At 50.0% G+C, this 14,228-nt stretch carries 9 protein-coding genes and 1 tRNA gene; 5 read left to right on the forward strand and 5 right to left on the reverse strand.

The window, feature by feature from the left end; genetic code table 11:
* Positions 1 to 222: 222 nt before the first annotated feature.
* The 4 genes from clpX to ACRJJO_RS08090 all read right to left on the reverse strand — a co-directional run bounded on the left by clpX (position 223) and on the right by ACRJJO_RS08090 (position 3,738).
* Complete coding sequence (clpX, locus tag ACRJJO_RS08075; protein WP_341327972.1) at positions 223 to 1,494, reverse strand: ATP-dependent Clp protease ATP-binding subunit ClpX; 1,272 nt, start codon at positions 1,492 to 1,494, stop codon at positions 223 to 225.
* Positions 1,495 to 1,578: 84 nt separating this feature from the next.
* Positions 1,579 to 2,226, reverse strand: a complete 648-nt coding sequence (gene clpP / locus ACRJJO_RS08080) for an ATP-dependent Clp endopeptidase proteolytic subunit ClpP (protein WP_431065331.1) — start codon at positions 2,224 to 2,226, stop codon at positions 1,579 to 1,581.
* Between the two features lie 18 nt (positions 2,227 to 2,244).
* Positions 2,245 to 3,540, reverse strand: a complete 1,296-nt coding sequence (gene tig, locus ACRJJO_RS08085) for a trigger factor (protein ID WP_431065332.1) — start codon at positions 3,538 to 3,540, stop codon at positions 2,245 to 2,247.
* A 113-nt stretch (positions 3,541 to 3,653) separates the two neighbouring features.
* Positions 3,654 to 3,738: transfer RNA gene (locus tag ACRJJO_RS08090), tRNA-Leu, on the reverse strand.
* Positions 3,739 to 4,264: 526 nt separating this feature from the next.
* On the opposite strand from ACRJJO_RS08090, the gene ACRJJO_RS08095 reads away from it, so the two are divergent.
* A complete protein-coding gene (locus tag ACRJJO_RS08095) occupies positions 4,265 to 5,899 on the forward strand; it encodes a hypothetical protein (RefSeq protein ID WP_431065333.1) in 1,635 nt (544 codons plus the stop codon).
* Positions 5,900 to 6,760: 861 nt separating this feature from the next.
* Here the strand turns inward: ACRJJO_RS08095 and norR are convergent.
* The gene (gene norR / locus ACRJJO_RS08100) at positions 6,761 to 8,284 is read right to left on the reverse strand and encodes a nitric oxide reductase transcriptional regulator NorR (RefSeq protein ID WP_431065334.1); all 1,524 of its coding nucleotides are present in this window, start codon (positions 8,282 to 8,284) and stop codon (positions 6,761 to 6,763) included.
* Between the two features lie 366 nt (positions 8,285 to 8,650).
* On the opposite strand from norR, the gene ACRJJO_RS08105 reads away from it, so the two are divergent.
* The 4 genes from ACRJJO_RS08105 (at position 8,651) to ACRJJO_RS08120 (ending at position 14,200) form a co-directional block, all read left to right on the forward strand.
* The gene (locus tag ACRJJO_RS08105; protein WP_431065335.1) at positions 8,651 to 9,649 is read left to right on the forward strand and encodes a hypothetical protein; all 999 of its coding nucleotides are present in this window, start codon (positions 8,651 to 8,653) and stop codon (positions 9,647 to 9,649) included.
* 332 nt (positions 9,650 to 9,981) lie between these two features.
* Positions 9,982 to 11,562 carry a DHA2 family efflux MFS transporter permease subunit gene (locus tag ACRJJO_RS08110; RefSeq protein WP_431065336.1) on the forward strand — a complete coding sequence of 527 codons (1,581 nt, stop codon included), beginning with the start codon at positions 9,982 to 9,984 and terminating at the stop codon, positions 11,560 to 11,562.
* Complete coding sequence (locus tag ACRJJO_RS08115; protein WP_431065337.1) at positions 11,559 to 13,013, forward strand: efflux transporter outer membrane subunit; 1,455 nt, start codon at positions 11,559 to 11,561, stop codon at positions 13,011 to 13,013. Before ACRJJO_RS08110 ends, ACRJJO_RS08115 begins: the two co-directional genes overlap by 4 nt.
* Entirely contained in the window at positions 13,010 to 14,200 is a 1,191-nt protein-coding gene (locus ACRJJO_RS08120) for an efflux RND transporter periplasmic adaptor subunit (RefSeq protein WP_431065338.1), read from the forward strand. The genes ACRJJO_RS08115 and ACRJJO_RS08120 overlap by 4 nt, the downstream gene beginning before the upstream one ends.
* The last annotated feature ends 28 nt before the right edge of the window (positions 14,201 to 14,228 follow it).

The raw sequence follows: 14,228 nt of genomic DNA on the forward strand, positions 1-14,228 counted from the left end.
ACTATCGTTCCCACGCTCTGCGTGGGAACGATAATTTCCGGGGGACTGAATAGTTACAAGAAATATGCTAAACGATACGTTTTGGTAGTGGCCTGTGACTCGCCTGACTAGCACCTAAATAACCAAGATAGTTACTTAGCCAATGAGCTATGCCATAGCAGATTTGTATAACGCCATGGATAACGGAAGTCTTGCACCTAAGTATAACTAGCAAAAGGGATATCAGGAATCCGAAGCCGCTTTTTTTATCTCGGATTCATAAACCAAAATCGGCTTAGACTCGCCCGATATCACGCCCTCATCCACGACCACCTTTGTAATATTTTCCGCTGAAGGCAGCTCATACATTGTATCCAACAGGACATTTTCAACGATGGTCCTCAACCCTCTTGCTCCGGTTTTTCTTTCCATAGACTTGCGAGCAATGGCATGCAAAGAATCTTCTCTAAATTCCAATTCAGCCCCTTCCATTTCAAATAAGTGCTGATATTGCTTGACGAGGGCGTTCTTAGGTTCGGTTAAGATCTTGACTAACGCTTCCTCATCCAATTCCTCAAGCGTTGCAACAACCGGCAGACGACCGACAAACTCGGGAATCAAGCCATACTTGATCAAATCCTCCGCTTCGACCTGGGCAAAAATTTCTCCGACATTCTTGTCGTTATCCTTGGCCTTGACCTCGGCGGAAAAACCGATACCGCCTTTCTCGGAACGGGCCTTGATCACACGATCCAATCCCGCGAACGCACCACCTACGATAAAAAGAATATTCGCCGTATTGACTTGCAAAAATTCTTGCTGAGGATGCTTACGTCCGCCTTGCGGAGGCACTGAAGCTACGGTACCTTCGATCAGTTTCAATAACGCTTGCTGCACACCCTCACCGGAAACATCACGCGTTATCGACGGATTGTCGGCCTTCCTGGATATCTTATCGATTTCATCGATATATACGATACCCGACTCCGCCTTTTCGACATCGTAATCGCACTTTTGCAGAATTTTTTGAATGATGTTTTCGACATCTTCGCCGACATAACCGGCTTCGGTTAATGTAGTCGCATCGGCGATTGTGAAAGGAACATCCAGCAATCTTGCCAATGTTTCAGCCAACAGGGTTTTACCCGAACCGGTCGGACCGATAAGCAAAATATTACTCTTCGCCAGTTCGACCTCATCTTTCCTGGATTTGCTGCGTAATCGTTTATAGTGATTATAAACCGCAACAGCCAAAGTTTTTTTAGCACGTTCCTGCCCGATGACATATTCATCCAGCACGTTTTTAATTTCTAACGGTTTCGGCAGAGAGCCATCGCCTTCTGAAGACTCATCCAACAATTCATCCCTGATAATATCGTTACACAACTCGACGCACTCGTCGCATATGTATACCGAGGGACCTGCAATCAGTTTTCTGACTTCATGCTGGCTTTTACCGCAAAAAGAACAATAAAGAAGCTTGTCGTCATCTTTACCGCTTTTGTCATTACTCATAAATAGACTCCCACACACCCCAAGACTGAAGTATTCGCATCAATCGATTCAGTAAAAAAGGATATCCCGAACATTAGCAAATTGTTATTTGACAGTTTCGCCGACACGGCTGGTCAAGACCTTATCGATCAAGCCATATTCGACCGCATCGTGCGCACTCAAGAAGTTATCCCTATCGGTATCCAAACGAATCTTTTCAATCGGCTGGCCGGTATGTAAAGCCAAAACATTATTGAGCTTTTCTCTTATTGATAATATTTCACGAGCATGAATATCAATATCGGAAGCTTGCCCCTGAAAACCGCCCAAAGGTTGATGAATCATCATGCGCGAGTGAGGCAAACAAAAACGTTTACCTTTAGCGCCGCCAGTTAACAACAACGCCCCCATACTAGCGGCTTGACCGATACACATCGTACTGACATCGGGCTTAATGAACTGCATTGTATCGTATATCGACATACCTGCGGTCACCGAACCGCCCGGAGAGTTAATATAAAGATGAATGTCTTTATCCGGATTTTCCGATTCGAGAAACAATAACTGCGCAACAACCAGATTGGCCATGTAATCTTCGACTTGCCCTACCAAAAAAATTACGCGCTCTTTGAGCAATCGGGAATAAATATCGAACGAACGCTCGCCCCGAGCTGTCTGTTCAATGACGATTGGGACCAAACCGCCGGCTGCCTGTGGCTGCATGTTATTATTTAACTCATTTCGATAGTGCATTTGCATTCCTAAGATCTGTTACTTCTTGCCCATGATAGCATCGAAACTGACTTTTTCATCGGTGACTTTCGCTCTTTCGACAATCCACTCAACGGTTTGGTCTTCCAAAACCAGCTGTCGAATTTCATTCAGACGATTTTCATCGGAATAATACCAATTAATGACATCCTCAGAACGCTCGTAACTTTGCGCCATATCTTCAATCGTCGATCGCACTTTCGCTTCATCGACTTTAATATTGTTGGCCTGGATAACCTCGCTCAGAATCAAGCCTAAAGCAACTCTTCGACGCGCCTGCTCCTCAAAAACATCCCTAGGTAACTCAGACTCCTCTAGCTTGCGATTTTGCTTTTTGGCGTTTTCAACATAGGGCTTGATTATTTCCTCGACTTCCTGATCGACAAGCGTTTTAGGCAATGTAACCGAAATATTGGCATACAAACTATCCATTACGGCAGTTTTCAGGTTGTTACGCAGAGCTTGCCTCAATTCCCGTTCCATGTTGGCCTTGACATCCTCTTTGAAGGTCGTTAAATCGCCATCTAAAACTCCGTAATCTTTCAGAAATTCGGCGTCTATTTCAGGAACCACAGACTCTTCAACCTTGGCTACAGAAACTTCAAACTCCGCAGGCTTACCTGCCAACTTGGCGTTACCGTATTGTTCGGGGAATGTCACGGTAAAAGTTTTGACGTCGCCGGCACTCAAACCAATCAGATTGTCTTCGAATCCGGGTATCATTTTGTTGGTGCCGATTTCAACAGGATAGTCGTCGACTTTGCCATCGGTGAAATTTTCGCCTTCGCTAACACCAGAAAAGCTAATCCAAACTTGATCATTAGCTTGAGCTGGACGCTCTACAAGAGCCCAAGTTTTGTTTTGATTTCTGATTTGCTCGATCATGGCGTCAAGATCGGCTTCCTCAACAGACGCCACTTTTCGAACCACTTCGATACCGTCAATTCCTTGAAGAGATATCTCGGGATAGACTTCGAACTCCGCCGTGTATTGGAAGCCCTCCGACTCATCGATTGGCTGAATATGCGGATATCCTGCCGGTCTTAAATTTTGTTCTTGCAAGGCTTCAAAATAAGTCGACTGAATCAAATCACCGGCGATTTCTTCTCGAACCCTATCCTTGAACATTTTTTTAATGACATGCTGAGGTACTTTGCCCGGCCGAAAACCATCCAATTTGACTTCGCGCGCCAAGGATTTAAAACGGCTTTCCATTTTATCCTTAACGACCTCTTCAGGCACGCTCACGGTCATTTTTCTGCTTAATTCCGATGTTTTTTCGACAGAAACCTGCATTTTTTACCTCAGCTATTTTGATACGATTGGATTAAGACGCCTGATAAAGGCTTAAGACTTGGAAAAGTTAACGTTGGGAACACTAACTTGAAATGTATGTATATAGAATTTATTGGTGCGAATGGAGAGACTCGAACTCTCACAGGCTACCCTACTGGAACCTAAATCCAGCGCGTCTACCAGTTCCGCCACATTCGCACATTAAATGAACGCGGCATTATATTCGATATACGCTATTATACAAACCTTTTTTTGAAACCATTTATTCGTACTTATCTCACATCAACCTGAAAAGAGCAGTTGGCATGTGTTGTAGACCGTTCGTACTGAGCCACGTCGAAGCACGAAGGTTCTACAACACTTTCATCGGCCTGTGGTGAGGTAAAACCTCAAACTACCGTTCACCCTTCGACAGGGCTCTCCTGAGCGCAGCCGAAGGGCTCAGGGCGAAGGTAGTTTGAGGCTCTCAACCGCTCTTTTTAGGATCAAAGTTTCGACAGCGCTTATGGCAGCACACTCCATTTGTTACAGTGACAGACATAACTAAGGAATATACACAAAATAACTTCTACAAATAGTAGGCTTTGCTGCGGTTCGATGGCTCGCTTGACAAGACGCCGTGAACCCAACTATAAACAATAAAACTAACATAGTGATTCATGAGCAATGACAGTCCACGAATCGTCATCGCCCGCTTTTCGCAACACACACTAAAGAAAAACGTATGCATGATTTAACAAAGCTCTTGTTTTCGGCGCTGCTGCTCCATGGCTGCCATAACGTACAAGTCGAAACCGTACCGTTGTTCGACGATTTGGGCGACCACCGCTATCCGATCGCCACATCATCGACTGCGGTACAACGCTATTTCGACCAAGGCTTGATTCTAACCTACGGCTTCAACCATGCCGAAGCGGCACGTTCATTCCGTCAAGCCTATCACTTGGACCCGAACTGCGCCATGTGCTATTGGGGCGAAGCGCTAGTCCTTGGACCGAATATTAATGCGCCGATGGACCCAAGCAGTGCCCCACAAGCCTATGCATCGGTACAAAAAGCGATGACACTCGCCGATTCGGTCTCCGACAAAGAAAAAGCCCTGATTCATGCCTTAACCAAACGTTATGTAAAAGAGGCGCCGGCAGACCGGGTATTTCTCGATGAAGCCTATGCGGCGGCTATGCGCGAAGTGGCTCAACGCTTTCCTGACGACGCCGTCATCCTCTCTCTATTTTCCGAAGCTTTGATGGATTTGCATCCATGGGATTTTTGGACCAACCAAGGCGAGGCCAATCCGTGGACAGCGGAAATCGTATCGACTTTAGAACAGGCGCTGGCTATCGACGCCAATAATCCACTCGCCAATCATTTATATATTCACGCTCTCGAGGCCTCACCGTTCCCCGAAAAAGCACTTCCGAGCGCTCAACGCCTGCCGTCCTTGGTACCGGCTTCCGGCCATTTGGTACATATGCCTGCGCATATCTATATCCGCACCGGGCGTTACCGCGATGCGATTTTGGCCAATCAGCAGGCCGTTAAATCCGATCACGGCTATCTGAGTCACAACCATGCCGAAAGCATCTATACCCTTGCTTACGTCCCGCATAATTATCATTTCTTATGGGCTGCCGCAATCAAAACCGGACGCAAGGCATTGGCTACCCAGGCGGCCGCCGATACAGCATCCAAGGTCAAACCGGAATTGTTGCGCGAGCCCGGCTTTGACGGCACCTTGCAACATTTTTCCTTGATCCCGATTTACACTCAAGCCCTATTCGGAGAATGGGAAGCCATCTTGAATGAACCTGCCCCGGCTCCCGATCTGCTTTATCCGAAAGGCATCTGGCATTATGCGCGCGGATTGGCTTTACTCAGAACAAATCAAGCCGAACCGGCCCGCCAGGAACTGGCTCAACTTGAAAAAATCACGAACGATCCAGCTATTGCCGAATTGAAAGTGTTCGATTTAAACCCGGTCGCATCGTTGTTGCGAATCGGATCGGATATTCTGAGCAGCGAACTGGCCGCCGAAAGCAAAGACTACGACAAAGCCACCGCCCATCTCAAGCACGCAATTGAACTCGAAGACGGCCTCAATTATACCGAACCCAAGGATTGGTATTTGCCGCCGAGGCAGGTCTTGGGGGCTATTTTACTCGAAGCGAACCGACCGCAAGAGGCCGAACTCGTTTATCGCGAGGATTTGCGGCATCATCCGCAAAACGGCTGGTCATTGTACGGACTAGCGCAAAGCTTACGCAAACAGCATAAAAACCGCGAAGCCGATGAAATCGATACTCAGTTCCTGCACGTTTGGGCGGAAGCCGATGTCGAACTGACCGGCTCACGGTTTTAGGCAATTTCCAAGAATAAACATATCTTGACCTGATTAGCAAGCTTCTTCAGCTAAAGCCCAAAGATCAGCATATCCCTGGCAGGACGGGGTTCGCAAGCCATGCGCGTCAAGCTAAAAGCGGCCAACCCACATCACGCTCTTTCCCAAGCTCCAGCTTGCCCCCCCCCCGGAAGCTCCCCCTTCGACATGCTCAGGGCAAGAGCTTCCTGAGACCGACACAACCTCCGCTCACTCTCAATCAACCCCGCGACTTGCTCGTTCAATTTTTCTTGATTGTCGGGAAGCTAGAGCTTCCTGAACAGGTTACCCAAGCTGGAGCTCTCATCGTTATACATAAATTGTAGGGTACGCTGCGCGTACCAAAGCCGTGCCCTGGCGGCTCGGTTGGCACATGAACATTGCGGGGTTACCATGGTACGCACAGCGTACCCTACGCGGATCGCCTAGCGCTAGGTGATCCGCGAGTGTTAAGTGACAGTAAATGGTATCGAGGTCTTATTGGCTAAGATTGCAAAAGGGTAATTTTTGACTTATGTATAACGATGAGAGCTGGAGCTTGGGTAACAGCATATTGCAGTTTTTGCGACCTCAATGTCATTTATTGTAACTGGCTATTTTCTACCTTCAACCCCCATAAATATTACTACTCAGTTAAATTGACTAATTTTTTCTCTAATCCATTAATACTCAAACCTAAATATCGAAAGCGTTATCCCGGCAGGTTGCTGGCTTCAAGACTACAAAGATGTGGATGCCAATCACCAGGCGCCGAATTTTGATCTACGACGGGTATAACGGAAACATAGCCTTTTTCAAGCTACTATCCATAAAAGCGGCTCACAAAGCCCACGCCATTCACTATCATTTGATCGCCAAACGTTTAGCCAAACGGTGCAAATTGCCTCGATCGACACCAAGACGACGGGCCGTTTTCGACCAATTCGATCCCTCTTCGAGATAAGCAGTCCTTATCAATTGCCGTTGAAACTCATCGACCGCCTGCGACAACGAAACGTCTTTAACATCAGGCATGACCGACTCGACTTGTTTAACCGTCTCATGCCTCTCTGCGAGATCCAAATCGCCTGGCTCCAGTATCACCGAGCGCCCTCGTATCGACGAGGCCCTAAGCACCGCACGCAATATCACATGCTCCAATTCTCGAACATTACCCGGCCAACGGTAATCTTGCAGGACTTCGACAGTTTCAGCGGCCAGTCCAGCGTGAACCAAACCTAAACGCACCCTGGCCTGATTAAGGAAATACCGGGCCAGCACGGCAATATCTACGATACGTTCACGCAACGGGGCAACATGCAATGGATAGACGCTCAGTCTGTGATACAAATCGGCGCGAAAACGGCCTGCCTTGACTTCCTCGGCCAACATTCGGTTCGTGGCGGCAATGATCCGCACATCGGTTCGATGACTCTTGTCGGAGCCGATACGCTGGATTTCACCAAATTGCACCGCACGCAACAATTTCGCCTGTATCGTCAACGGCAATTCGCCGACTTCGTCCAAAAATAGCGTACCGCCATTGGCTAATTCGAATTTACCGGCACGGTCGTTATTCGCGCCGCTAAAGGCTCCCTTCACATGACCGAATAATTCGCTTTCGGCCAAGGCTTCAGGCAAAGCCGCGCAGTTGACATAAACCAAGGGCTGCTCGGCTCGCGGCGAACGGGCATGAATGATACGCGCGATGACTTCCTTACCGACACCCGTTTCGCCCAGCAGCAGCACGGTCAAATCGGAACCGGCGACGATATCGATCTCGCCGCTCAATTTCCGCATTGCCGGACTTTCACCCAAGGTTTGATTACTGCGCTGTAGGTTCTCGTTGACCAACTCGCTAGCGACCAATTCACGGTGCTTCGCTAACTGCTCCAAACGATTGATATACGATTCATATCGCAGCGACACCGTTGCCAAGGCAGCAAAAATACGAAACACGCTGTCTTCGATATGATCAAAGGCACCGGGCTCCAACGAATCTGCGGACAACACTCCGAATAGAGTGTTTTCATTATATAAGGCGCAACCGACACAGGCATGAACCCCAATCGTCCCATTCGCATCGTTACTTAGCAGACCGTCATAAGGATCGGGCCTCGGGTCGTTGGCCGGAAAATGCACCGGCACACGCGACTGCATGATGACCGATAAACGCGGATGAAACTCCGGTTGAAACTGCATATCGAGGACCTTGGGAACAAGACCGCGTGTCGCGACAGGGATCAATAGACCGTCTTGATAACGCAACAGGGCACACGCATGATTGCCGGTAATTCTGGCAAACACATTCAAAAATTCGGTATAACGCTCACTCATCGACAAATTAGCCGTCAAGGTGAGCACTACTTCACGTATAGCATTATCCATTTCAACAATCCCGGGCTGATCCGATTAAAGTATCGTGTTATTTAGACACAAATAGAGTCAATATAACAACTTCCTATTCTACCCCCTCCTCCTACAGTTCGCGCACACTTGATCCAGCAAATTCCGGTGACTCACGGCAAACCTTATTCCATCGATAAGAGTCATTATGACAACAGAAACTAATACACTAAAAAATAGCTATTATTATTCAATAACATATATCTAGGCCCAATAATTGCTTGCCTGCTCCTCAAGCTATGACGGAACACCCCAATCAACACGATCAATAGTTTATCCGATACCGAAATCATTTACCGGCACCGTTTAAATGATAGCAATCGAATAACTCAAGACAGGAGCACACCGATGCCAGAATCAATCTTGAATACGCCGCTAAGCCCTAATACAAACAATAGACATGACTTCGATTACCGAATACTTTTTACTCGTTTCGGCAAACCGCAACCCAACTGCATCAGAATTATCATGACCGGCATAATTGTGTCATTACTTCCAATAGCGCTATCCGGCTGCGCGGCCTCACCGATCAAGGCAACGGCATACAAAACCGCGCACTTACGCCAGATTCTCGTCGTACCAATCGAGACGCCGCCCCTCGAAGTCATTCCCGATCCCATCGACAGCCGCCTACCGGTGCAACGTCACTTCCGGAACATGGAGATCCCAACACCATTGACCAAAAAGATCTATCTCAATCCGGGCAAACTATTAATATCAGGGTTAATAAGCAATGAAGATGTCGTTGCCGAGTTCACCCTAGATACCGAGCAAGGTGCGCATCGCCCTTCGCTATCGCTCATCGGCCAAGACTATTGGCTACCGAGCCTGGCTTTGGCTGAAAACCTAGTGACGCAATTGACCTTTAACAACATCAAATCCCAATTGAGTAGCCATTATTACCGGCTGCCTAGCTCCACGACGCGGCTCGGCAGCGATCCGGCCGACTGGCGTAAATCGGTTGCGCAGTGGTACGAACAAACGCAATCCTCGATCGATTACCGCTCGATTAAAGACTCGGTCGGTTTTGATGCGGTTCTCGAAATCGGCATCGGACATTATCGAATCTTCGAAGGTCAAACAGCGCTACAAATTCTCATGCGCTTGGTCGATCCGGCCGACGGCACGGTCTTCGCCAGAACCAGCGCGGAAACGTATACGATTTCCGGCTCGTCGCAATCACTACTCGACAACGAAGGCCAACGCTTCAAACAACTGATTACCGATATGGGCATGCGACTCGTCGACCGTGGGCTCGGCAACATCGGGTTGCCGCTTCGGAAAACGGCTCTGAACCCATCTAAAATACCCTTCGTCGAAGCCCCGCCGGTCAATACACAATTTTAGCCTTGCCTCGATATGTTGATAGATTCGCAACCCCCATGTTTTAAGGATTTGGCCGTAAATAACTTCCCTATTTTAAGGAGGGTTCGGTTGCTCGATTGGCAGGTGTCGGCGGCAGGGCAGATTTTTGCTCCTCGGCAATTGCTCCTGCATTGCCCTAATACACGCCATCCATGGCGTAATGCAAAATCTGCATTCATGCCATCCATGGCAATCAGATTTCGCCGTGTCAAGCCTACACGGACGTATTCACGGCGTCCTGCCAAGCGAGTGACCGAACCCTCAACAAGGCTCATAGTTCCAGGACGTTATTTATTACGAAATCCTAAGCGGCAATGAGCATCATTTATGCGAAACGCCTGAAAGGTTGGCGCTTTATTTTGTTCAATGGCTGCCTAGGCTTGAGTCATGCCTTGGTCCTATTCAATGCCGGCGCCTACATCGCGATGCTGCCCCGCGTCGCCGGCGGCCTCGGCATTCCGTTGAGCTATGCCACTTGGACGCAAACCGATTATATGATCGGTTTAGCGCTAGCCTTTCCGGTCGGCGGCTGGTTGTCGCGGCGCATCGGCGAATACCGCCCCTTTGTCGCTGCCTTTACGATCTTTGCGCTGGCCTCGTGGATTTGCGCCTTCAGCTCATCGTTCTATGTTTATTTGGCCGGACGTATCGTCATGGGCTTTGCCGGCGGTCTGACATTACCGCTCGGACAATCGCTGTTGATCAAAGAGTTCCCGGATAAACGCAAATCGGTAGGCATCGGGGTCTGGAGCCTATTTACCTTGACGCCCTTCACTTTCGCGCCCCCCTTCGGAGGCTGGATCGCCGACACCCTGGGTTGGCGCTGGTTGTTTTGGATCAACGTTCCGGTAGCACTCACGATTGCCGGAATCGTCGGCGCGCTACTCTATGGGCGCGGCTACAAGCGAATATGGCGGCGCTTCGACTTCACCGGTTTTATTTTAATAGCCGTAATTCTGGGTTGCTTGCAAACGATTCTAAATATTGGCAACGACTGGGATTGGACGAATTCGCCGTTGATGGATGCCTTGATCATCGTCATGGCTATCAGTCTCGCCTATTGGATCGTTTGGGAACTCGGCGCACGTTATCCGTTTTTGGATATCGGACTGTTCGCGCATCGCAACTTCACAATCGGCGCCTTATCGCTGTTTCTGGGATTTCTGTGCTTTCAAGGCCTGCTATCGATGCTGATCGTGCAATTGCAAATCACCCTAGGCTACTCGTCATGGCTGGCCGGACTAGTGTTTCTGCCGATGGCAATTTTCGCGAAACCGATGGGAGGGATCTTCCATGAGATCATCAAACGCTTCGATGCCCGCCTATTGGCCTCTTTTAATTTACTCGGCTTCGCGGCGACCTATTTCTGGCTTAGCCGCTTCGATGTAAGCGACGCCTATGCCGATCTGTTCTGGCCCAAGCTATTGGAAGGCATTTGTCTGGGCAGTTTTTTCGTGCCGTTGACCGCGCTGATGCTGCACGGCCTGCCGCCGGAAAGGCAATGGCGAGCCGTCGAATTGGCCGGGCTAATGCGGATTGCCGGAGGTGCATTCGGAATCACGCTGCAAACCATCATCATCTATCAACGCAAACCGTTTCATATGACCCGGATAGCAGAAGTGCTAACGCCACTCGCCCCTCGTTACGATAAAGCCATCGAACCTTTGCTTGAAGTCGGGCTATCGGAGCGGCAGGCCTTCATTAAACTGGCCAAAATCGTGGAACGCGAATCGGTGCTGAACGCAATGAACGACGCTTACTGGTTGGCGGGCTGTCTATTCGTCGGCTTATCGATATTGGTTTGGTTCGCTTATCCGACCCGGCAACCGGCTAAATGGACGATCGCCCGCGCGCTAAGGCGCAAGGCTCAACAAGCCTTATCGGAGGGGCCATGACAGGTAATCTGGCCAAACAGCACACCGTTAGCGCATGCCTGCTCGGCGGTACGCTATTGATAGCCGGTTGCGCGTGGTTTCCCGAAAGCACGCAACGCGCCGTAATGAATGCGTTGCCTGAGATCGGCCAAACGATTAGCGAGGCACAGCAAAAACTGCCGGCGACCGATCGATGGCCGGACCCGGCTTGGTGGGACATTTTCAACAATCCGCAATTACAAACCCTGATCGAAGCCTCGCTCGAAAGCAACCCGGACCTGAAAGCCACCGCGGCACGACTAAGCCAGGCTCAGTCGATGGTCGATGCGCAAGCAGCCGAACTGTATCCGACCATCCATGCCAACATCACCTTCAATGCCCAACGATTTTCCGCGAACAGCGTGCAAGTCAAATTCGCCGGAGAAAATTTCCGGCACATGTTGATCAACCCATTAATCTTGCGTTATCACCTGGACTTTTGGGGACGCGACAAAGCCGCTTTGCAAGCCGCTGTCGGCCGTGCGGTAGCCGTCGAAAACGAACTGGCCGACGCCAAATTATTGTTATCGGCCACCGTCGCGCAAGGCTATTTCGACTTGAGCGAAAGTGCCGAAAAACTCAAACTGATACAACAAATCGTGCGGCACAAAGAAGCATTGTTAAAACTCGAACAGACTCGGCTCGAGCTCGGCTTGGTCGAACGCTCCGCGCCACTGAATACCGAAATCGAATTGAATAAAGCCCGGGAAATCGAAGCCGCTTTTCGCGCCAAGGTCGATCTACAGCGCCATTTGCTCGCGGCGCTCGCCGGACGTGGCCCCGACTGGGGACAAAGCATCGCGGCCGACCCAAGCTTGTTTCCGAAACGATTGAATCTACCGGCCGACCTGCCGTTGAGCCTGCTCGCACACCGTCCCGATATCGCCGCAGCCAGGCTGCATGCCCAAGCCGCCGCCGAAGAAATCAAAGTCGCCGAAACCGCATTTTATCCGGACGTCAATCTAATCGCATTTACCGGCTTGCATAGCGTCAGCATGACCGACGTAATGCTGCAAGGCGCAAGCTTGGCCTATGCCGTCGGACCCTCGATCGAGTTTCCGATCTTCGAAGGTGGTCGTTTGCGCGCTAATTTGACATATCAAGAAGCCACCTACGATGCGGCGGTGGAGCGCTATAACGCCAGTTTGCTGCATGCCGTACAAGAAGTCGCCGATGCTTTGACGCATTGGCAAGAGGTCGAAGCCAGACTCACTGAGCAGCAACGTTCGTTGGAGGCGGCGCAATGCAATGAAAGTCTCGCGCAAACCCTCAATCGAGCCGGGCTCAACAATCGTAGCAATTTACTGGAAGCTCGAATTCAGGTTTTGGATCAACGCTACCACTTGGCGACGCTCGAAAACCAACGTTTCAAAACCGCCGTGCAACTCTTTAAAGCCCTGGGTGGCGGCTATACCGAAAACGACAAACTATGACGACAGCCGTACCCAAAAAGATTCGCCCGAAAGAAATCCTCCGCCAACGTAACCGCCGACTGAAAGGCATAACACTGGCAATATTGCTGGCCGGCTTGAGCTATTTCGCCTATTGGTGGTATGTGAATCGGGATTGGGTCGCTACCGACGACGCCTTCGTCGCGGGACATTTGATCACTATCAAAGCGTTGACCGAAGGCATCGTCGTCGAAGTCGCGGTCGAAGACACCCAGTCCGTGCAAGCCGGCGACCTATTGATTCGCCTCGACGGCAACCATGCCGAAGTCGCCCTGCAACAAGCGAAAGCCGAATTGGCCGAAACGGTCAGAAACATCGTCACGCTGAAAGCCCGAATAGATACGCTCAATCATCGCGTGATTGCCCGGCAAGCTTCATTGGCAACGGTTCGCCACGATCTCAAGCGCTACGAAAGCGCCCTCTTCGAAGGCGCGGTATCCGAACAGCAAGTGCAAAACGCCCGCGACCAACTGCGTGAATTGGAAGCTGCGATCGGCGAAGCCGAAGCGGAAAAATCGGGTATCCAAGCTCAATTGCTCGAAACCGACATCGAAAACCATCCGTCCGTCGACAAAGCCAAGAGCCGTGTCAAAAAAGCCTATTTGGATTATCGGCGCAGCAACATCTTCGCGCCGGTATCGGGCTATGTTTCCAATCGCCGCGCGCATGTCGGCGATCATATCAAGTCCGGTATGCCGTTAATGGCCATTGTGCCGCTAGCCGAAGTCTGGATAGAGGCCAATTTTCTCGAAACCCAAATCGCTTCTATCCGCCCCGGCCAATCCGCGGAAATCAAGATCGACGCTTACGGCAGCGAAAGGCTATACCATGGCACCGTGCAAGGCCTAAACCCCGGAACCGGCAGCGTATTCGCGGTACTGCCGACCAACAACGCCACCGGCAATTTCATTCATATCGCCGAGCGCGTGCCGGTCCGCATCGGCCTTGACCAGAAAGAAATACAGGAGCACCCGCTGCAGCCGGGACTATCGACACTGACCCGCATCAACATTAGCGAAACGGGAGAGCCGCTCTTGACCTCGAACGCCGGCACCCGTACCGATTTTTACCGTACTACTATTTTCGACAACGAATTGGAAGAAGCCGAACGATTAATCCGAAAAATCATTTACAAAAACCAACCCAGCAACAATCGTTCAAACGATTAACCTAAAAAGAGCAGTTGAGAGCCTCAAA

The sequence above is a fragment of the Methylotuvimicrobium sp. genome (genome assembly GCF_050611805.1).
Taxonomy (GTDB): Bacteria; Pseudomonadota; Gammaproteobacteria; order Methylococcales; family Methylomonadaceae; genus Methylotuvimicrobium.

What these genes read in the sequence shown, in the direction of transcription:
- clpX (WP_341327972.1), bottom strand. Translation starts at nt 1,494, where the DNA reads ATGAGTAATGACAAAAGCGGTAAAGATGACGACAAGCTTCTTTATTGT.
- clpP (WP_431065331.1), bottom strand. Translation starts at nt 2,226, where the DNA reads ATGCACTATCGAAATGAGTTAAATAATAACATGCAGCCACAGGCAGCC.
- tig (WP_431065332.1), bottom strand. Translation starts at nt 3,540, where the DNA reads ATGCAGGTTTCTGTCGAAAAAACATCGGAATTAAGCAGAAAAATGACC.
- ACRJJO_RS08095 (WP_431065333.1), top strand. Translation starts at nt 4,265, where the DNA reads ATGCATGATTTAACAAAGCTCTTGTTTTCGGCGCTGCTGCTCCATGGC.
- norR (WP_431065334.1), bottom strand. Translation starts at nt 8,284, where the DNA reads ATGGATAATGCTATACGTGAAGTAGTGCTCACCTTGACGGCTAATTTG.
- ACRJJO_RS08105 (WP_431065335.1), top strand. Translation starts at nt 8,651, where the DNA reads ATGCCAGAATCAATCTTGAATACGCCGCTAAGCCCTAATACAAACAAT.
- ACRJJO_RS08110 (WP_431065336.1), top strand. Translation starts at nt 9,982, where the DNA reads ATGAGCATCATTTATGCGAAACGCCTGAAAGGTTGGCGCTTTATTTTG.
- ACRJJO_RS08115 (WP_431065337.1), top strand. Translation starts at nt 11,559, where the DNA reads ATGACAGGTAATCTGGCCAAACAGCACACCGTTAGCGCATGCCTGCTC.
- ACRJJO_RS08120 (WP_431065338.1), top strand. Translation starts at nt 13,010, where the DNA reads ATGACGACAGCCGTACCCAAAAAGATTCGCCCGAAAGAAATCCTCCGC.